We start from the raw sequence: 19,625 nt of genomic DNA on the forward strand, positions 1-19,625 counted from the left end.
TGACAATCGCCGGCTCCCGCGACAGTGTGGGCCATCACGCCGATGATCCCTCGCGGGAGAGATCGCCACGGACCGGGCCTGGAAAGGCACGCGCCCGATGGCGGCGCCGAAGGAGCAACCGCCCCCGGAAACTCTCAGGCAAAAGGACCGCAAGGGGATAAGGCACCTCTGGAAAGCAGCCTCGGCGCGCCTGCGTCGCGACTCACCGAAGGAGTAAACCGACGCGGACGGCTCGGCCGGCGCGCGGTGAATCTCTCAGGTCCAAGACAGAAGGGGGCAGACTCCCGCACCGAATCCGGTGCGGGCGCTGCAACCCATGTCGGAGGACCCGCGTGACCGAGGCCAACGCACCGCTCAAGACCACCCCGCTGCACGCCCTGCACGTCGAACTCGGCGCCCGCATGGTGCCCTTCGCCGGCTATGACATGCCGGTGCAGTACCCGCTGGGCATCCTGAAGGAGCACCAGCACACCCGCGAGAAGGCCGGGCTGTTCGACGTCTCCCACATGGGGCAGGTGCGGCTGACCGGCGGGGATCCGGCGGCGGCGCTGGAAACGCTGGTTCCCGGCGACATCAAGGGGCTGGCGCGCGGTCGCATGCGCTACACGCTGTTCCTGAACGAGCAGGGCGGCATCCTCGACGACCTGATGGTGACGAACGCCGGCGACCATCTGTTCCTGGTGGTCAACGCCGCCTGCAAGGAGCAGGACGTCGCCCATCTGCGCGAAAAGCTGGCCGGTAAGGCCGAGGTGGAGCTGCTCGACGATCTGGCGCTGCTGGCCCTGCAAGGTCCGGCCGCCGCCGGGGTGCTGGCCCGCTTCGTGCCCGAGGCCGCCACCATGAAGTTCATGAGCTACCTGCCGGCCACCTTCAACGGCGTGCCGGTGGTGCTGACCCGCTCCGGCTACACCGGCGAGGACGGCTACGAGATCTCCTGCGCCAACGCCGACGCGGAGACCATCGTCCGCGCCCTGCTGGCCGAGCCGGAGGTCGAGGCGATCGGGCTCGGCGCCCGCGACTCGCTGCGGCTGGAGGCGGGGCTGTGCCTCTACGGGCACGACATCGACACGACGACGACTCCGGTCGAGGGCGCCCTGGAATGGACCCTGCCGAAGCGCCGCCGCGCCGAGGGCGGTTTCCCCGGCTTCGACATCATTTCCAGGCAACTGGCCGAGGGGGCGTCGCGTCGCCGCGTCGGCGTCCAGCCCGACGGCCGCCAGCCGGCCCGCGAGCACACCGAGATCCAGGATGCCGACGGCAACAGGATCGGCGAGATCACCAGCGGCGGCTTCGGCCCGACCGCCGGGGCGCCGGTCGCCATGGGCTACGTCGACGGCGCCCACGCGGCGGTCGGCACGCCGCTGACCCTGCTGGTGCGTGGCAAGCCGGTGCCGGCCCGCGTCGCCGCGACTCCCTTCGTGCCGCAGCGTTACTACCGGGGCTGACGCTCCGCTCCCGCCTTCACAAGAAACTCCACCATCATCGAACAGGGGACGATCATGACCGTCAAATACACCAAGGACCATGAATGGGTGCGCGTCGAGGGCGACGTCGGCACCGTCGGCGTGTCCGATTTCGCGCAGCACCAGCTCGGCGACGTGGTGTTCGTCGAGCTGCCCGACGTCGGCCGGACGCTGGAGAAGGGCAAGGAAGCCGCCGTCGTCGAGTCGGTCAAGGCCGCCAGCGACGTCTTCGCCCCCGTCTCCGGCGAGGTCATCGAGGTCAACCACGACCTGGAGAACGAGCCCGCCCGCGTCAACACCGGCGCCCAGACCGAGGGCTGGTTCTTCAAGCTGCGCCTGTCCAACCCGTCCGAGCTGGACGGGCTGATGGACGAGGCGGCCTACAAGGCCTTCGTCGAGGAATCGAACTGAGATGCGCTATCTGCCCCTGACCGAGGCCGACCGGCAGTCCATGCTGGCGGCCACCCGCGCGGCGTCGGTGGACGAGTTGTTCCGCGACGTTCCCGAGGCGGCCCGCCTGTCCGGCCCGATCGGGGGCCTGCCCGATCACATGGGCGAGCTCGAGGTCGAGCGGCTGCTGGGCGCCATGGCGGCGAAGAGCCTTCCCGCCGGTTCGGTGCCCAGCTTCCTCGGCGCCGGCGCCTACCGCCATCACATCCCGGCGACGGTGGACCATCTGGTCCAGCGCGGCGAGTTCCTGACCGCCTACACCCCCTACCAGCCGGAGGTGAGCCAGGGCACGCTCCAGGTCCTGTTCGAGTTCCAGACCCAGGTCGCCCTGCTGACCGGCATGGATGTGGCGAACGCCTCGATGTACGACGGCGCCACCGCCTGCGCCGAGGCCGTGATGATGGCCAACCGTGTCACCCGTCGGAAGAAGGCGATCCTGTCGGGCGGCCTGCACCCGCATTACCGCGACACGACGACGACCGACGCCCGCTTCATCGGCTTCGACGCCGTGGCGCTGCCGGCCGACCCGGAGGGCACGGAGGATCTGGCGGCGCGCATCGACGACCAGACCTCCTGCGTCGTCGTGCAGAATCCCAGCGTCTTCGGGCAGGTGCGCGATTACTCCGACCTCGCCAAGGCCTGCCAGGCGAAGGGCGCGCTGCTGATCGTCGTGGTGACGGAGGCGCTGTCGCTCGGCCTGCTGCCGACGCCCGGCGGGATGGGCGCCGACATCGTCGCGGCGGAAGGCCAGTCCTTCGGTGGCGCCCTGAACTTCGGCGGTCCCTATGTCGGGCTGTTCGCGGTGAAGGACAAGTATGTCCGCCAGATGCCGGGCCGCCTGTGCGGCGAGACGGTGGACGCCGACGGGCGGCGCGGCTTCGTGCTGACGCTCTCGACCCGCGAGCAGCACATCCGCCGCGAGAAGGCGACCTCCAACATCTGCACCAACGCCGGCCTGTGCGCGCTGGCCTTCTCGATCCATGTCAGCCTGCTCGGCGAGGAAGGGCTGACGCAGCTCGCCCGCCTCAACCACGCCAAGGCGGTGCAACTCGCCGACAAGCTGGCGGCGGCGCCCGGCGTGTCGGTGATCAACGACGGCTTCTTCAACGAGTTCACCGTCCGGCTGCCCAAGCCGGCGGCTGAGGTGGTCGAGGCGCTGGCCGAACGCCGCATCCTCGGCGGCGTTCCGGTGTCGCGCCTCTATCCGGGTGAACTCGGCAAGGGGCTTGAGAATCTTCTGCTGGTCGCCGTCACCGAGACCAACACCGAGTCCGACATGGACGCCTTCGTCACGGCCCTCGCCGAGGTTCTGTCATGAGCATGAATTCCCAGGGCCGTCCCTCGGCCATCCCGGCGGCCGGCGGCACGGACTCCGTGACCGGCACCGTCACCGGCAACCGCGGCCTCCAGATCGAGGAGCCGCTGATCTTCGAACAGGACAGCGCCGGCCGCTGCGGCGTCGACCTGCCGGAAGCGCCCAAGGTCGCGTCGCGTCTCGGTGGAATCACGCCGCGCGCCCGCATCGGCCTGCCCGGTCTGGCCGAGCCGCAGGTCGTCCGCCACTACACCCGCCTGTCGCAGAAGAACTACGCCATCGACAGCGGCCTGTACCCGCTCGGCTCCTGCACGATGAAGCACAACCCGCGCCTGAACGAGAAGATGGCGCGGCTGCCGGGCTTCGCCGACGTCCACCCGCTCCAGCCGGTCAGCACCGTGCAGGGGGCGCTGGAACTGATGGACCAACTCGCCCATTGGCTGAAGACGCTGACCGGCATGGCCGCCGTGACGCTGGCCCCGGCGGCCGGTGCCCATGGCGAGATGTGCGGCATCATGGCGATCCGCGCCGCCCACGACGCCAGGGGGGACAAGGCCCGCACCAAGATCCTGGTGCCGGAGAGCGCCCACGGCACCAACCCGGCGACCGCCGCCGCCTGTGGCTACGCCGTGGAGTCGATCCCGGCGACGGCCGACGGCCGCGTCGACCTCGACGCGCTGAAGGCCAAGCTCGGCCCCGACGTGGCCGGGCTGATGCTGACCAACCCGAACACCTGCGGCCTGTTCGAGCGCGACATCATCGCCATCGCCGAGGCGGTGCACGGGGCGGGCGCCTATTTCTACTGCGACGGCGCCAACTTCAACGCCATCGTCGGGCGGGTGCGGCCGGCCGACCTCGGCATCGACGTCATGCACATCAACCTGCACAAGACCTTCTCGACGCCGCACGGCGGCGGCGGTCCGGGCTCGGGGCCGGTGGTGTTCTCGGAGGCGCTGGCGCCCTACGTGCCGGTTCCCTACGTGACGCACGGCCCCGACGGCTTCGCTCTGGTCGAGGAGGCCGGCGACGGCCCGGCCTTCGGCCGGATGAAGGCGTTCCACGGCCAGATGGGCATGTTCACCCGCGCGCTCTCCTACATGCTGAGCCACGGCGCCGACGGGCTGCGGCAGGCGTCGGGCGACGCGGTGCTCAACGCCAACTACGTGATGGCGCGGCTGGAGGACGTGATGACGGCGTCCTTCGAGGGGCCCTGCATGCACGAGTGCCTGTTCGACGACCGTTTCCTGAAGGGGACGGGCGTCACCACGCTCGACATCGCCAAGGCGCTGATCGACGAGGGCTTCCACCCGATGACCATGTATTTCCCGCTGGTCGTCCACGGCGCCCTGCTGATCGAGCCGACCGAGACGGAGAGCAAGGCCGGGCTCGACCAGTTCATCGACGCCCTGCGGGCGCTGGCCGAGCGCGCCAAGTCGGGCGACGCCGCCTATTTCCAGGGTGCGCCGCGCCTGACCCCGCGCCGCCGCCTGGACGAGACCGCCGCCGCCCGCAAGCCGGTGCTGCGCTGGGTCCCGCCGGCTCCCGCCGAGGCGCTGGCGGCGGACTGACCCCGCTCCGGCAAAAAAAGGCCCGCCTCTTTTCGGAGGCGGGCCTTTTCTCTGGGGTGGTCGTGCGGTGGCTCAATTGACCTTGCGCAGCACCGTCTCCAGCCGTCCCTTGCCGGCCTTGTCGAGCCAGGTCGCGGCGATGCGGCCGTCGGGGCGCAGGCGGTAGCGCAGGATGTTGCGGCCCTTCTCGTCGAAGATCAACTCGCCATCCTCGATGCGGCCCTTGCGGCGGACGCGCTCGAAGGGCTGGTCGGGCTCCATGCCGGTGCCCAGCACGTAGTCGGCGTAGACGGCGTCGCCCTCGGCCCGCTCGACGGCCAGCGCCACCTCGCGGCCGTTGATGTAGCTGCCGTACCACATGCCGAGATAGGGACGCAGCGGGGCCGCCGCGTCGGCGCCGCTGGCCGACCCCGATGCCGAGGTGGAGGTCGCCGCCTGCAACAGCTCGGCGCTCGGGTTGCGGCCCCAGCTGTCGTCGCAGGGCGGGTCGTTGGGGGAGGGGGGCGCCTCGGCGAAGCGGACGATGCAGCCGGCGAAGCGGCGGACGAACAGGCCGGTGCCGGCGGCGCCATGGCCGGTCAGCAGCGCCGGCTGGTCGATCACCAGATTGGGAAGGCCGCGCTGGGCGAGCGCGCTGCGTGCCGGCTCGCCGCGTCCGCCCGGATCGAAATCGTCGCCGTGGAAGAAGAACAGCATCACGCGCGACTGGCGCACGTTGCGCAGGATCGGCCAGAGTTGGGATGCGTTCTCGCGGTAGCTGTCATAGGCCTCGGTGAAGTTGCCGAAGGCCGCCGGGGCGGTGCCGACCACCGCGTCGATCCGCTCGGTCTGGCCCGCCGCCATCAGCGAGATGAAGGCGCCGAAGGATTGGCCGGTCAGCGTGACCCGGCGGTAGCCCTTGCTCTTCAGGCTGTCGGCGTAGCCGGCCAGCGCGCGCGAGCTGTTGGACAGCGTGTCGCTGACCCGCATGCGGTCGAGCCGGTAGACATCCCAGCCGGCGTCGCGGAAGGCCTTCATGTAGAGCGGGGTCGGCGATTCCGAATCCTCGGATTCCACCGAACGGCCGTGGCTCCACACCACCGCGCCGCGCGCCTTGCCGGCTCCCAGCAGCGACGCTTCGCCGTAGGCGGGTTTCAGGACGATCTGCGCGGACGCGGGCTGGGCGGCTCCCATCAATCCGACCGTCGCGATCAGTCCGAGGATGGCGTGTCGAAGCGTCCGCATCATTCGTTCCGGCCCCTGTGCTGCGTGCGGGGCCAGAATCCGGCCGGGAGGGTTAACGTGACCTTTCCAAGCCCTTGCCCCCGGCGTTTGTCACAGGGTCAGTCATGCAACTAAGAATGACTCGCATCCATCAGCAAAGCGCGATACGATGCGGCCAACAGCCCAAGCGGAGGAGCGTCGCGGCATGTGCGGAACGGTGGAAGAAGGGCGTTCGTCGCCCTGGACGGTGTCGGACCTGACGGCGGCCGAGCGGGCGCTGCTGACCGGCGTGCGTCAGTGGTTTCGCGCCGGCACGGCGGGGGCGATGGCCTCCATGCGCATCGGGCTGAACGTCGCCGGGGTGCCGAACACCGCGCTGCTGCCGCTGTTCGCGCTGCTCGGCACCTTCGCGGTCGCCAATGCCCGCAAGCCGGAGATACGCTGCCCGGCCTGCTCGCGCATCAGCGTCGACGAGGCCGCCCTGCTCGACGCGCTGGCGGCGATCCAGGGCGGCGAGGCCGAGGTGGCCGCCCAGCTCTTCGACCGCTGGCTGCCGTTGGTGGCGCTGTGCATGGCGACCGACGCGATGCGCGAGCTGGCCGGCATTCTCGACACCGCCCGCATCTATCTGCCGCGCCGCCGCCCGGCCCGCCTGATGATGGCGATGGCCGCCGAGTGACTCCCCTCGAGCCGGGCGGGTGCCCGGCTCGCCGGCTGCGTCAACTGGCCGCCTCCAGCGCGGCTTTCGCAAGCTCCAGAAGCTTCGCCTCGACCGCCTCGGCGTCGTAGCCGGGGTGGTCCGCGAGGCTGTCGCGCAACCGCATGGCGATGAGTTCGCCGGTGTGGTGCTTGTCGTAGAGCCGCACGTCGCCCAGCGCCCTGGCGACGCGCTTCAACCGTTCCCGATCGGGTTCCTGATCCATCACGCTCTCCCGGTTGTCCTGTTCGGAACGGGAACAGGCGCGCCCGCCGATCCTCTCCTTCCACCCCGCGGACCAAGCGCGGTAAGGCGGGAGGGTGGGGGAACGAACCGGGTTCCCGTGCGTCCTGGTTTGCGAGAGCGCGGATGTGCCGCGACCGCCGGGCAGGGAGATGAGCGCATGGATCCGGGACATGACCAACGCCGGGAGCTTCTGGCCCGCGTCCGCCTCGTCGTCGAGCATTACGAACGCAACAGCACGGCCGGCGTCGCGATCATGCGCGGCGTGCGCTACGACCTCGCGGTGCGGGCGACCGACCTGAACGGCGACGGCTGCCTGTTTCCGGCCTGCGGCTGCGTCAAGGCGGATTGCGCCGGCCGCGCCTCCTGCGCGCCGCCCGACACCGGGGCGTGGATCAAATGAAGCCCCGCCGCTCCTGAAACTGAAACGGAAAAGCCGCCCCGGATTGCTCCGGGGCGGCTTTTCCATAATCTTCGACGAGGCGCGGCGCCCGGAACCGGACGCCGCGACACCGCATCAGACCGAGTAGTACATCTTGTACTCGATCGGGTGCGGCATGGTCTCGAAGGCCATCATCTCTTCCGTGCGGAGGTCGATGTAGCCGTCGATCATGTCGGCCGAGAAGACGTCGCCCTGGCGCAGGAAGGCGTTGTCCTCGCGCAGCGCGTTGAGCGCCTCGCGCAGCGAGCCGCAAACCGTCGGAACCTTGGCCAGCTCTTCCGGCGGCAGGTCGTACAGGTTCTTGTCCATCGCGTCGCCGGGGTGGATCTTGTTCTTGATGCCGTCCAGGCCGGCCATCAGCATCGCCGCGAAGGCGAGGTACGGGTTGGCCGACGGATCCGGGAAGCGGACCTCGACGCGCTTGCCCTTCGGCGAGGCGACGTACGGGATGCGGCAGGAGGCCGAACGGTTGCGGGCCGAGTAGGCCAGCAGCACGGGAGCCTCATAGCCCGGGACCAGGCGCTTGTAGCTGTTGGTCGACGGGTTGGTGAAGGCGTTCAGCGCCTTGGCGTGCTTGATGATGCCGCCGATGTAGTACAGCGCCAGCTCCGACAGGTCGGCGTACTGGTTGCCGGCGAACAGCGGCTGGCCGTCCTTCCAGATCGACTGGTGGCAGTGCATGCCCGAGCCGTTGTCGCCGAACACCGGCTTCGGCATGAAGGTCGCCGACTTGCCGTAGGCGTGGGCGACGTTGTGCACCACGTACTTGTAGTACTGCATGTTGTCGCCGGTGCGGACCAGCGTGTCGAACTTGATGCCCAGTTCGTGCTGGGCGGCGGCCACCTCGTGGTGGTGCTTCTCGACCGGGACGCCCATCTCGGCCAGGACGCTCAGCATCTCGGCGCGCAGGTCGTTGGCGCTGTCGATCGGGGCGGTCGGGAAGTAGCCGCCCTTGGTGCCCGGACGGTGGCCCAGGTTGCCGTCCTCATACTCCTTGTCCGACGAGTAGGAACCCTCGTCCGACGCGAACTGGTAGGACACCTTGTTCATTTCGACGCTGTACTTGACGTCGTCGAAGATGAAGAATTCGGCTTCCGGACCGAAATAGACGGTGTCGCCGATGCCGGCCGAGGCGGTGTAGCGCTCGGCGGCCTTGGCGATGCCGCGCGGGCAGCGCTCGTAGGCCTGGCCGGTGCCCGGATCGAACACGTCGCAGAGGATGTTCAGCGTCGGCTGGGCGGCGAACGGATCCATAACGGCGGTGGTCGGATCGAGCTGAAGGATCATGTCCGACTCTTCGATGCCCTTCCAGCCGGCGATCGACGAACCGTCGAACATGATGCCGTCCTCGAACACGTCCTCGTCGATCGTCGAGACGTGCTGGGCGGTGTGGTGCAGCTTGCCGCGCGGGTCGGTGAAGCGCAGGTCCACATACTTGACGTCGTGTTCCTTGATCAGGTCGAAGACCTTGCTGATGTCGGACATATCTCTTTTTCCACGCTTGAGAGGTTTGGATCCCGCAGCGTCAAACCAACCTTCGGATCACGAGGGCGGGAGACGGCGCTCGCGGCGGACGTTATGTCACGCCTGACCCGCCCGCACAACGCGCGAGCCGAAAAACGCGCACGTCCGGCCTAGGGCCATCGGCCGTTCGGCAGGGGGTGCGGCGTAGGTCGTCCGGGCGGGCTGGCAAGTCAGGCGCATGTTGGCAACGGCTTGGGTGACGGGGACGGGTGGGGACGCCGGTCAGATCGCGTCCGGACCCTTTTCGCCGGTCCGGATGCGGACCACTTCTTCCACGGGCGTGACGAAGATCTTGCCGTCGCCGATGCGGCCGGTGTGGGCGGCCTGCTGGATCGCCTCGATCGCCCGTTCGACCAGGGAGTCCTCCATCACCACCTCGATCTTCACCTTCGGCAGGAAGTCGACGACGTACTCCGCGCCCCGGTACAGCTCGGTGTGGCCCTTCTGGCGGCCGAAGCCCTTGGCCTCGGTGACGGTGATCCCCTTGATCCCGACTTCGTGAAGAGCCTCCTTCACCTCGTCGAGTTTGAACGGCTTGATGATGGCTTCGATCTTCTTCATGGGTCTCTCGTGTACGAGGTGCCAACGCCGGCAGGCACCGTCCACGGCTCTGCCGACACGACGACATTAAGCATGGAGCGTGCCAGAAACGGGTACTCCGATCCGGCAGCATGAAACCACGACGAAAGGCAGCGGGCTGCCGTTGGTTGGGGCATCGCTCTGCCAACGAATGCGGCGAAGTGAACATTATTTGTGCAAAGCCTGCAAGAGATCCGCGCAGGCGGCGGCAAACAGGGGGTGAAAGCGGGGGCGTCGCTTTTTTTCGGCCCCTCGTGAAAAAGCCCTTGACCGGACGGCTCGGCTGGGGCAAATAAGCGCTCCCAACGGCGGCGGTGGTAGCTCAGTTGGTAGAGCCCTCGGTTGTGGTCCGAGTGGTCGTGGGTTCGAGTCCCATCCATCGCCCCATCCCCCCTCATGGGGGTTTCCCAGACAACTCGATCTTTTTGACGTCCGCGCGGCTGGCTGGCCGCCCAGCGGGCGTTTATGCTTGCCCGGTTGAAAAATCGCGCTATCCATGGCGTCCGCGTCGGCCATGGCGTTTGCCGGATCGGGAAAGGCCGGATCGAGAAGGGAAGGGGTGATGGACGAACTGCTGTCCGTCGCGGAAATGCATCGTGCCGACGAGATGACCATCGCGGCCGGCGTGCCGGGTGCAGCGTTGATGGAGGCCGCGGGCGCCGCCGTGGTGCGCGCGGTGTGCGAGCGCTGGGCGCCGCACCCGACGGCGGTGCTCTGCGGGCCGGGCAACAACGGCGGCGACGGCTTCGTCGTCGCCCGGCTGCTGCTGGAGGCCGGCTGGCCGGTGCGTCTCGCGTTGCTCGGCACCCGTTCGGCCCTGACCGGCGACGCGGCGGTGGCGGCGGAGCGCTGGCCCGGCCCCATCGAGGCGGCCGACCCCTACATCCTCAAGGGCAACCCCCTGGTCATCGACGCGCTGTTCGGCGCCGGCCTGTCGCGGCCGCTGGAGGGCGTCGCCAAATCCATCGTCGAGGCGATGGCCGGGCGCACCGTCGTCGCCATCGACGTGCCGAGCGGCCTGCATGGCGACAGCGGGCGCGTGCTCGGCGTGGCGCCGCAGGCGGCGCTGACCGTGACCTTCTTCCGCTGCAAGCCGGGCCATGTGCTGCTGCCGGGCCGCGAACTGTGCGGCGAGGTGGTGGTCGGCGACATCGGCATCCCCGAGCGGGTGCTCGACGGCATCGTGCCGCAGACCGCCGTCAACGGGCCGGAGCTGTGGCGTCACCTGTTCCCCTGGCCGGCGCTGGACGGGCACAAATACGCGCGCGGCCACGCCGTGGTGCTGGGCGGCGGGCGGATGACCGGCGCGGCGCGGCTCGCCTCCGTCGCGGCGCTGCGGGCCGGAGCCGGGCTGGTGACCCTCGCCTGCCCGCCGGAGGTCTTCACCGTCTACGCCGCCGGTTCGCCCAGCGTGATCGTCGAGCCGGTGGCCGATGATGCCGAATTTGCCCAATTGCTGAGCGATTCGCGGCGGAACGCGGTGCTGCTCGGGCCGGGGGGTGGGCGGGGCGCCCAGATCCGCGCCCGCGTCCTGGCGGCGCTGGAGGCGCGCAAGGCCTGCGTGCTGGACGCCGACGCGCTGACCAGCTTCGCCGAGGCGCCGGAGGATCTGTTCGACCGGCTGAACAAGCGCTGCGTGCTGACCCCGCACGAGGGCGAGTTCGCGCGGCTGTTCGGTGCCTCGGTCGGCATGGACAGCGACAAACTGTCGCGGACCCGCGCGGCGGCGTCGCGCTCGGGGGCGGTCGTGCTGCTGAAGGGGGCCGACACGGTGATCGCGTCGCCCGACGGCCGGGCGGTCATCAACGTCAACGCGCCGCCCGAGCTGGCCACCGCCGGGTCGGGCGACGTGCTGGCCGGCATCGTGCTGGGGCTGATGGCCCAGGGCATGGACGCCTTCGAGGCGGCCTGCGCGGCGGTCTGGCTGCACGGCGAGGCTGGGCACGCCGTCGGGCCGGGGCTGATCTCGGAGGATCTGTCCGGGGCGCTGCCGGGCGTGCTGCGGGCGCTGAAGGGCTGAGGGCCTGTTTGGCCGACGCAGCCGGGAAAGCGGCTTGCGCTTTTGGCGGCCTTCTTCTCCTCATCCTTTCGTCATGGCCGGGCATGACGCTCCTGAAAAGGGGAGCCGTGCCGTCTGTCGGACACGGACCCCAAGCCGTCGTCATTGAAATTTCATGGAGGGCCGAAAACCCCGGCGCGCGTCGCGTCGGCGGTACTCACACGGGTGACGCCCGCCGCATCCCCTTGCCGAATCCGGCGGCAGGGGCCAGACTCCAAGCATGAGCGACGCACCGAACACCGCCACTCTGGATCCGGTCCAGCCGCCTGCCGGCCCGCCGGGTCTTCTCGACCGCGCGCTGGACAACCTGCGCACCCGTTGGCGCGAGATCGCCGCCTCGGCGCGCGGCGCCGTCGGCGCCCCGCCGCGCACCCATCTGCCCAAGGAGGACGCCGAGCGTCTGAAGGAACAGATCGAGGCCTGCCTGGAGGCGCGCGGCGGCGAGGTGTCGGCGCGGGCACGGGCGGCGCAGCTCGGCCGTACCTATCTGGCGCTCGATCCGCAGGGGCGGCGCAATTTTCTCCTGATGCTCGCGCGCGACTTCGACGTCGAGCGGGCCGCCGTGGACGAGGCGATGGCGACCTTCCAGGCCGCCGCCGACCCGGTCGCCCGCGGCCATGCCGAGCGCGCCCTGCGCCGCGCCCTGGAGCCGCCGCGCGTGCGGCTGCTGACCCAGTTCAACGCCTTGCCGGAAGGGGTGAAGTTCCTCGTCGACCTGCGCGCCGAGCTGATGGAGATGGCGCGCGGCGAGCCGCTGCTCCAGGCGCTGGAGGACGACCTCAAGAATCTGCTGCGCTCCTGGTTCGACGTCGGCTTCCTGGAGATGCGCCGCATCACCTGGGACAGCCCGGCCTCGCTGCTGGAGAAGCTGATCAAGTACGAGGCGGTGCATGAGATCAGCGGCTGGCAGGATCTGAAGGACCGGCTCGATTCGGACCGCCGCTGCTTCGCCTTCTTCCACCCGCGCATGCCGCACGAGCCGCTGATCTTCGTCGAGGTGGCGCTGGTGCAGGGCATGTCGGACAACGTCCAGGCGCTGCTCGACCCCTCGGCCCCTGTCTGCGACCCGAAGAGCGCCGACAGCGCCATCTTCTACTCGATCTCCAACGCGCAGGTCGGGCTGGCCGGCATCAGCTTCGGCAACTTCCTGATCAAGCGGGTGGTCGACGGGCTGACCGGCGAGTTCCCCAGCATCAAGTGCTTCGCCACCCTGTCGCCGATCCCCGGCTTCCGCCGCTGGTTCGACCGCACGCTTGACCGCGACGGCGACGCCCTGCTGACCAACGCCGAGGCCGAGCGCATCGCCGAACGGCTGGCCCAGCGCGACTCGGAGGCCGGCGCCGTCCCCGATTCGGACCCCGATTCGGGTGACGAGGCGCCGATTCTCGCCCGCGCGCTCACCGTTCCCGGCTGGCACGAGGACGAGGAGTTGCAGAAGCAGCTTCGCGGGCCGCTGATGCGGCTGGCCGTGCATTACCTGACGACCGCCCAGACCTCCGAGCGGCGGGTCGAGCGGGCCGAGGGCGCGCAGGCCCGAGCGCTCGATCCGGTGGCGCATTTCCACCTGACCAACGGCGCCCGGATGGAGCGGTTGAACTGGCTGGCCGACCGGTCGCGCAAGGGGTTGAAGCAGTCCTGCGGGATGATGATCAACTACCGCTACCGGCTGGGCGAGATCGACGCCAACCACGAGGCCTACAGCGGCGACGGCAGGATCATCACCTCGTCGGCGATCCGGTCGCTGGGCAAGGCGGGCGGGTAGGGCGCCCGCGCCACCCATCCGTGCGCAGCCCCGCGCAATCGCGACGAATCCCGTCCCATTTTGCCTGTTTGCATTGGGCACGCTGTGCTATAGACCGGACTTCGCCGGCGGTCCGGCGGGTGTGCGGCACCCGCTGCGGCTGCCTTTTGCCATGGAAAAGCGGGCGTGGCGGAATTGGTAGACGCGCTGGATTTAGGTTCCAGTGACTTCGGTCGTATGGGTTCAAGTCCCTTCGCCCGCACCATGGCAACACGCGCACCGCTATGGATAACACGGTTTCGGGCCGCCCCGGACGGGCGCCGCCGGGCCGGAACAACGAGATAGGCTTTCGTTCCGATGAACATCACCGAGACCAGCACCGACGGCCTCAAGCGCGAATTTCAGGTCGTCATCTCCGCCACGGACATCGAAGGGAAGGTGAACGGCAAGCTGGAAGAGCTGCGCCGCACCGTCCAGCTGCCGGGCTTCCGCCCCGGCAAGGTTCCGGTGAGCGTGATCAAGCAGCGCTACCACGGCGGCGTGCTGTCCGAGGTGCTGGAGGACGCCATCTCCGACAGCTCGCGCCAGGCGCTGAGCGAGCGCGGCCTGCGCGTCGCCCTCCAGCCCAAGATCGAGGTGGAGAAGTACGAGGAGAACGGCGACCTCACCTACAAGATGGCCGTCGAGCTGCTGCCCGACGTCGAGCCGGGCGAGTTCGGCGCCATCGAGCTGGAGAAGCCGGTCGCCGAGGTGAGCGACGAGTCGGTCGAGGAGGCGCTGGGCAAGCTGGCGTCGGCCCATTCGACCCAGGCCCCGATCACCGAGGACCGCGGCGCCGAGAACGGCGACATCGCGCTCATCGACTTCGCCGGTTCGGTCGACGGCGAGGCCCTGCCGGGCATGGACGGCAAGGATTATCCGCTGGAGCTGGGCGCCGGCCGCTTCGTTCCGGGTTTCGAGGAGCAGCTGATCGGCGCCAAGGCCGGCGAGCACCGCTCCATCAACGTCACCTTCCCCGAGGACTACCCGCACGAGCGCCTGAAGGGCGCCGCCACGGTGTTCGAGGTCGACGTCAAGGAACTCCGCAAGAACGTCCCGGCCGAGGTCAACGACGACCTCGCCAAGGAGTTCGGCATGGAGAGCCTGGAGAAGATGCGCGAGGCCGTCCGCGACCGCATCAAGGGCGAGTACGCTAACCTGTCGCGCCTGCGCGTGAAGCGCCAGCTGCTCGACAAGCTGGCCGAGAGCCACTCCTTCGAGGTGCCGGCCGGCATGGTCGACATCGAGTTCGAGGGCATCTGGGCCCGCCTCCAGGAGGAGCTGAAGAACGGCAACGCCGGTGAGGACGCCGACAAGCCCGAGGACGAGCTGAAGTCCGAGTACCGCGCCATCGCCGAGCGCCGCGTCCGCCTGGGCCTGCTGCTGTCCGAGGTGGGCCGCCGCAACAACATCCAGGTCACCCAGGACGAGGTGAACCGCGCCCTGATCAACGAGGCCCGCCGCTTCCCCGGCCAGGAGCGTCAGGTGTTCGAGTTCTTCAAGCAGAACCAGCAGGCGCTGGAAAACCTGCGCGCGCCCATCTTCGAGGACAAGGTCGTCGACCACATCCTGGAGCTGGCCAAGGTCACCGAGAAGACCGTCACCGTCGACGAGCTGACCAAGGACGAGGACGAGGACGCCGCCGAGGCGTAACAAACTCCCAAAAGGAGTGGGGGTGGGCTACCGCCCGCCCCCGGCGGCGCCTATATGTGATTTCGTGCCGGGAACGAACACCGGTCCAGCCAACTGCGGGGGCAGGGAAGAACACATGTACGACTTCGAGCCGAAGATGAATGCTCTGGTCCCGATGGTCATCGAACAGACCAACCGGGGCGAACGCGCGTACGACATCTATTCGCGCCTGCTGAAGGAGCGGATCATCTTCCTGATCGGCGGAGTCAACGACGCCGTCGCCAGCCTGATCTGCTCGCAGCTGCTGTTCCTCGAATCGGAAAACCCGACGAAGGACATCGCGCTCTACATCAATTCTCCGGGCGGCTACGTCTCGGCCGGCCTCGCCATCTACGACACCATGCAGTACATCCGCCCGCAGGTGTCGACGGTGTGCATGGGCCAGGCCGCCTCGATGGGCTCGCTGCTGCTGACCGCCGGCGCGCCGGGCAAGCGCTTCTCGCTGCCCAACAGCCGCATCATGATCCACCAGCCCTCGGGCGGCGCCCAGGGCCAGGCCTCGGACATCGAGATCCAGGCGCAGGAGATCCTGAAGCTGCGCTCGCGCCTGAACGACATCTACGTCAAGCACACCGGCCAGACGCTCGACACCATTGAAGCCGCGATGGAACGCGACAAGTTCATGTCGCCGGAGGAGGCCAAGGCCTTCGGGCTGATCGACGAAGTCGTCGAGAAGCGCCCCGGCGGGGACGCCCGCGCGTCCTGAGCGCTTGAGGGGCAGTCCAACAAAGGGTTGATCGGGCCGTTTCGCTGATGTTGAATGGTCATGAAGCGGTCCGATCCCGGACTGAATCGAGATGCGACCTTGTCAAGGGCCATGCCCGAGACAACCTCTGAATGGACCGGCGTCGGGGGGCGCCGCGAACGGGCAAGGCCCTTGAGGGCCTCGTCCCCCGCGAGATGACGGAGTACCGATGAGCAAGTCCAGCAGCGGCGATTCGAAGAATACGCTCTACTGCTCCTTCTGCGGCAAGAGCCAGCACGAGGTCCGCAAGCTGATTGCCGGTCCGACGGTGTTCATCTGCGATGAATGCGTCGAACTGTGCATGGACATCATTCGCGAGGAGAACAAGACGACCCTCGTGAAGTCCCGCGACGGGGTCCCGACTCCGCGCGACATCCATGCGGTGCTCGATGATTACGTGATCGGCCAAGTCTACGCCAAGCGCGTGCTCTCGGTCGCGGTCCACAATCATTACAAGCGGCTGGCGCACGGAACGAAGCACAACGACGTCGAACTCGCCAAGTCGAACATCCTGCTGATCGGCCCGACGGGTTGCGGCAAGACGCTGCTCGCCCAGACGCTGGCGCGGATCATCGACGTGCCCTTCACGATGGCCGACGCCACGACGCTGACCGAGGCCGGTTACGTCGGCGAGGACGTCGAGAACATCATCCTCAAGCTGCTCCAGGCCGCCGACTACAACGTCGAGCGGGCGCAGCGCGGCATCGTCTACATCGACGAGGTCGACAAGATCAGCCGCAAGTCCGACAACCCGTCGATCACCCGCGACGTGTCGGGCGAGGGCGTCCAGCAGGCCCTGCTGAAGATCATGGAGGGCACCGTCGCCTCCGTGCCGCCGCAGGGCGGGCGCAAGCATCCGCAGCAGGAGTTCTTGCAGGTCGACACCAGCAACATCCTGTTCATCTGCGGCGGCGCTTTCGCCGGGCTGGACAAGATCATCGCCCAGCGCGGCAAGGGCACCTCGATCGGCTTCGGCGCCGACGTGCGCGCCCCGGACGAGCGGACGACCGGCGACATCCTGCACGAGGTCGAGCCCGAGGATCTGCTGAAGTTCGGCTTGATCCCCGAGTTCATCGGCCGCCTGCCGGTGCTGGCCACCCTGTCCGACCTGGACGAGGCGGCGCTGGTCGAGATCCTGAGCAAGCCGAAGAACGCGCTGGTCAAGCAGTACCAGCGCCTGTTCGAAATGGAGGACGTGCACCTCGAATTCTCCGAGGACGCGCTGAAGGCCATCTCGCACAAGGCGATCCAGCGCAAGACCGGCGCGCGCGGCCTGCGCTCCATCATGGAGGCGATCCTGCTCGACCCGATGTTCGACCTTCCCGGCCTGTCGGGAATCGAGAGCATCCTGGTCAACAAGGAGGTCGTCGAGGGGCGGGCCAAGCCGCTCTACGTCCATGCGGAGCGCCGCAGCGAGGCGCCGGGAGCCTGACGCTTCCCGGCCTTCCGGTCTCGTGTGTTTGGAAAGGGGCGCTTCGGCGCCCCTTTTTCATTTCCGCCTCTTTTTCATTCCAGATGAAAACCCCTACCGCTTGATGTGTGCCGTTCCTGCGGATTGTTCGTGCATGATATGCTTCCTGGCAAGAACTGATTGGAAAATGATCGGTGGGGTTCGAAACAAATCCTTCGTTTCATTGTCCATCGGCGCTGAATAACAATAAATCGGCGAGCGAGACATGAAAATTCGCAATTTTCTTTACATATGTTTGGCGAGCGCTGGAATTGTTGCGGCGGTTCCGGCCTGCTGGCTGGCGGTGCAGGAAGCCCGCTCGGCCAGCCGGGCGTCGGACGCGCGGGCCATCGTCGACGTGCTGGCCAGCGCGGCGGCGCTGAACGAGACGCTGGCGCTGGAGCGCGGCGTCATCAACCTGCCGCTTGCGGCCGGCGTGGCGGCCGACGCGGCGACGCGGGAGTCGCTGACCAAGGCGCGCGCCCAGGCGGACGGCGCGCGCGACCGGCTGATGGCCAGCGCCGCAGCCTTCGGCGACGCGAAGACGCTGACCGAACTGTCCGGGCTGGCGGGGAAGCTGGCGGAGGTGCGCCGCACGGTCGACGGCTGGCTGCCGCAGGACCGGGCCGTCCGTCCGGCCGACGCGCCCGCCCGCTTCTTCGGGGCGATGGTCGGGGTGACCTCCGTGGTGAGCGCGATGATGAACGGGCTCGAGCACCGGCTGACCGATCTCGATTCGACGGCGGGGGACCGCGCCGACGTCGCCGGGCGGGCGGCGGCCCTCCGTGAAGTGGCCGGGCAGCAGTCGGTTCTCTTCCTGCGGACGCTGGGCTCCGGCAAGCCCTTCACGCTCGAGGCGGAGCGCGAGGCGCTGCAACTGGAAGGGCGCATCCAGGAACGCTGGGCGACGATCGAGGACGACATCGTTGCCGGCGACATGGGGCCCGGCCTGCGGGCCGCGCTGGAAACCGGACGGAAGGGCTACGTCGAGGGCTTCGGCGCCTACAAGGCGCGGGTTCTCGACGCCTCGCGCAAGGGCGTGCCCTATGATCTGGACAGCGCCGACTGGCGGCGCTCCGCCTCGCCGCTGCTCCAGGATCTGCTGGCGATCCGCGACGCCGGCTTTCAGGGCGCCCGCGACCTGACGGACGCCCACCAGGCGTCGGCGGTCCGTCATCTGATGCTGGCGCTTGCCGTGCTGGGGCTCGCGGTGGCCGCCCTGGCGGCGGTCGGCGTCGCCATCACCCGCCGCGCCACCCGGCCGATCGTCGAGTTGGCCGGCGTGGTCGGCGCCATCGCCGGCGGGCGGCGCGACCTCGACGTCCCGCATGGCGGCCGCCAGGACGAGATCGGTGAAATGGCTGGGGCCATCGGCGTGTTGCAGGAGCGCGCCCGCGCCGCCGACCTCGCCGAGGCCCAGCGCGCCGCCGAGCGCGAGCAGCGCGAGGCGCGGCGGGGAGAAACCGAGCGGGCGACGCGGGAGTTCGTGACCCAGCTCGAATCGGTCGTCCGTCATCTGTCGACGACGGCGGAGAGCGTGCGCGGCAGCTCCGAACGCCTGTCCGACGCCGCGGAAAGCGTGTCGTCGCGCTCCAACGCGGTGGCCTCCGCCTCGGCCGACGCCACCGGCAACATCCAGACCGTGGCCGCCGCCTCCGAACAGCTCCAGGCCTCGAGCGGTGAGATCGGCCGGCGCATCGACGACGCGGCGCGCATCGCCCAGGACGCGGTGCGCGAGGCCGGCACCACCGCCGGCATCGTGGCGACCCTGGCCGAACGCGCGGCGGGGATCGGGTCGGTCGTCGACATGATCAACTCCATCGCCTCGCAGACCAACCTGCTGGCCTTGAACGCCACCATCGAGGCGGCGCGGGCGGGCGAGGCCGGAAAAGGGTTTGCGGTGGTCGCCAGCGAGGTGAAGAGCCTTGCCGGCCAGACGGCCAAGGCGACCGAGGACATCCAGCTCCGCGTCGGCGAGATCCGCGACGTCAGCGGCAGCGCGGTGGAGGCCATCGGCGCGATCAGCCGCACCGTCGCCGCGATCAGCGAGGCCGCCGCCGCCGTGGCCGCCGCGGTGGAGGAGCAGAACGCCGCGACGCGGGAGATCGCCCGCAACATCCAGGCGGCCGCTCAGGGCACCGGCGAGGTGTCCGGCACCATCGGGCAGGTCGCCGCCACCGCGGAAAGCACGCGGATCGCGTCGGGTGAGCTGCTGGCGGCGTCGCGCGGGCTCACCGAGGAGGCCGGAACGCTGCGCACGACCGTCGATGGCTACGTCCGACGGCTTGCCGCGGCCTGAAACACCGACGTTCGGGGGATGAAAGGGGAGGGAAGGGCCGTTTTCCGCCGCGTCGCGGCAAGGAAACGGCCCGCCACCGCCGCCAGCCCCTTGAAGGCCACCAAGGCGTGTGCCAC

The 19,625-nt window shown here is 69.0% G+C and carries 16 protein-coding genes, 2 tRNA genes and 1 riboswitch; of the genes, 14 read left to right on the forward strand and 4 right to left on the reverse strand.

What is annotated here, in order from left to right:
* The first annotated feature begins 43 nt into the window (after nucleotides 1-43).
* Nucleotides 44-160: riboswitch (glycine riboswitch) on the forward strand.
* A gap of 172 nt (nucleotides 161-332) precedes the next feature.
* The 4 genes from gcvT to gcvPB are packed head-to-tail and all read left to right on the forward strand — an operon-like array spanning nucleotide 333 to nucleotide 4,796.
* Nucleotides 333-1,445 (forward strand): glycine cleavage system aminomethyltransferase GcvT, encoded by a 1,113-nt coding sequence (gcvT, locus tag J2847_RS00735; RefSeq protein WP_209776298.1) that lies wholly within the window; start codon nucleotides 333-335, stop codon nucleotides 1,443-1,445.
* Nucleotides 1,446-1,499: 54 nt separating this feature from the next.
* On the forward strand, nucleotides 1,500-1,874 hold the full coding sequence (gene gcvH, locus J2847_RS00740; protein WP_211114561.1) for a glycine cleavage system protein GcvH: 375 nt from the start codon (nucleotides 1,500-1,502) through the stop codon (nucleotides 1,872-1,874).
* 1 nt (nucleotide 1,875) lies between these two features.
* The gene (gcvPA, locus tag J2847_RS00745; RefSeq protein WP_209776299.1) at nucleotides 1,876-3,231 is read left to right on the forward strand and encodes an aminomethyl-transferring glycine dehydrogenase subunit GcvPA; all 1,356 of its coding nucleotides are present in this window, start codon (nucleotides 1,876-1,878) and stop codon (nucleotides 3,229-3,231) included.
* Nucleotides 3,228-4,796: an aminomethyl-transferring glycine dehydrogenase subunit GcvPB gene (gene gcvPB, locus J2847_RS00750; protein ID WP_209776301.1), complete on the forward strand. Its 1,569-nt coding sequence runs from the start codon at nucleotides 3,228-3,230 to the stop codon at nucleotides 4,794-4,796. Before gcvPA ends, gcvPB begins: the two co-directional genes overlap by 4 nt.
* A 72-nt stretch (nucleotides 4,797-4,868) precedes the next feature.
* Here gcvPB and J2847_RS00755 read toward each other — a convergent pair whose 3' ends face one another.
* Complete coding sequence (locus J2847_RS00755; protein ID WP_209776303.1) at nucleotides 4,869-6,023, reverse strand: alpha/beta hydrolase; 1,155 nt, start codon at nucleotides 6,021-6,023, stop codon at nucleotides 4,869-4,871.
* Between the two features lie 181 nt (nucleotides 6,024-6,204).
* Here J2847_RS00755 and J2847_RS00760 point away from each other — a divergent pair, with 181 nt between their 5' ends.
* Nucleotides 6,205-6,678, forward strand: coding sequence for a hypothetical protein (locus J2847_RS00760; RefSeq protein ID WP_209776304.1), 474 nt, complete (start codon nucleotides 6,205-6,207; stop codon nucleotides 6,676-6,678).
* A gap of 40 nt (nucleotides 6,679-6,718) precedes the next feature.
* On the opposite strand, the gene J2847_RS00765 is transcribed toward J2847_RS00760, so the two are convergent.
* The gene (locus tag J2847_RS00765; RefSeq protein WP_209776306.1) at nucleotides 6,719-6,922 is read right to left on the reverse strand and encodes a hypothetical protein; all 204 of its coding nucleotides are present in this window, start codon (nucleotides 6,920-6,922) and stop codon (nucleotides 6,719-6,721) included.
* 177 nt (nucleotides 6,923-7,099) lie between these two features.
* Between J2847_RS00765 and J2847_RS00770 the strand changes: the two genes are divergently transcribed.
* Complete coding sequence (locus J2847_RS00770) at nucleotides 7,100-7,342, forward strand: hypothetical protein (RefSeq protein ID WP_209776308.1); 243 nt, start codon at nucleotides 7,100-7,102, stop codon at nucleotides 7,340-7,342.
* A gap of 114 nt (nucleotides 7,343-7,456) precedes the next feature.
* Here the strand turns inward: J2847_RS00770 and glnA are convergent, their stop codons facing one another.
* Nucleotides 7,457-8,866 carry a type I glutamate--ammonia ligase gene (gene glnA, locus J2847_RS00775; RefSeq protein WP_209776310.1) on the reverse strand — a complete coding sequence of 470 codons (1,410 nt, stop codon included), beginning with the start codon at nucleotides 8,864-8,866 and terminating at the stop codon, nucleotides 7,457-7,459.
* A 261-nt stretch (nucleotides 8,867-9,127) separates the two neighbouring features.
* A complete protein-coding gene (locus J2847_RS00780; RefSeq protein ID WP_085556209.1) occupies nucleotides 9,128-9,466 on the reverse strand; it encodes a P-II family nitrogen regulator in 339 nt (112 codons plus the stop codon).
* A gap of 329 nt (nucleotides 9,467-9,795) precedes the next feature.
* On the opposite strand from J2847_RS00780, the gene J2847_RS00785 reads away from it, so the two are divergent.
* The 8 genes from J2847_RS00785 (at nucleotide 9,796) to J2847_RS34750 (ending at nucleotide 19,509) form a co-directional block, all read left to right on the forward strand.
* Nucleotides 9,796-9,871, forward strand: a tRNA-His gene (locus tag J2847_RS00785).
* 175 nt (nucleotides 9,872-10,046) lie between these two features.
* Complete coding sequence (locus tag J2847_RS00790; protein ID WP_209776311.1) at nucleotides 10,047-11,504, forward strand: NAD(P)H-hydrate dehydratase; 1,458 nt, start codon at nucleotides 10,047-10,049, stop codon at nucleotides 11,502-11,504.
* Nucleotides 11,505-11,763: 259 nt separating this feature from the next.
* Nucleotides 11,764-13,305: a malonyl-CoA decarboxylase gene (locus J2847_RS00795; protein WP_209776313.1), complete on the forward strand. Its 1,542-nt coding sequence runs from the start codon at nucleotides 11,764-11,766 to the stop codon at nucleotides 13,303-13,305.
* A gap of 159 nt (nucleotides 13,306-13,464) precedes the next feature.
* Nucleotides 13,465-13,549, forward strand: a tRNA-Leu gene (locus tag J2847_RS00800).
* Between the two features lie 92 nt (nucleotides 13,550-13,641).
* Nucleotides 13,642-14,976 carry a trigger factor gene (gene tig / locus J2847_RS00805; protein ID WP_209776315.1) on the forward strand — a complete coding sequence of 445 codons (1,335 nt, stop codon included), beginning with the start codon at nucleotides 13,642-13,644 and terminating at the stop codon, nucleotides 14,974-14,976.
* A 115-nt stretch (nucleotides 14,977-15,091) separates the two neighbouring features.
* Complete coding sequence (gene clpP / locus J2847_RS00810) at nucleotides 15,092-15,721, forward strand: ATP-dependent Clp endopeptidase proteolytic subunit ClpP (protein WP_085556213.1); 630 nt, start codon at nucleotides 15,092-15,094, stop codon at nucleotides 15,719-15,721.
* Between the two features lie 208 nt (nucleotides 15,722-15,929).
* Nucleotides 15,930-17,192 carry an ATP-dependent Clp protease ATP-binding subunit ClpX gene (gene clpX / locus J2847_RS00815; RefSeq protein WP_085556214.1) on the forward strand — a complete coding sequence of 421 codons (1,263 nt, stop codon included), beginning with the start codon at nucleotides 15,930-15,932 and terminating at the stop codon, nucleotides 17,190-17,192.
* Nucleotides 17,193-17,514: 322 nt separating this feature from the next.
* Complete coding sequence (locus J2847_RS34750) at nucleotides 17,515-19,509, forward strand: methyl-accepting chemotaxis protein (protein ID WP_209776317.1); 1,995 nt, start codon at nucleotides 17,515-17,517, stop codon at nucleotides 19,507-19,509.
* Nucleotides 19,510-19,625: the final 116 nt, after the last annotated feature.

This window comes from Azospirillum agricola, assembly GCF_017876095.1.
Taxonomy (GTDB): Bacteria; Pseudomonadota; Alphaproteobacteria; order Azospirillales; family Azospirillaceae; genus Azospirillum; species Azospirillum agricola.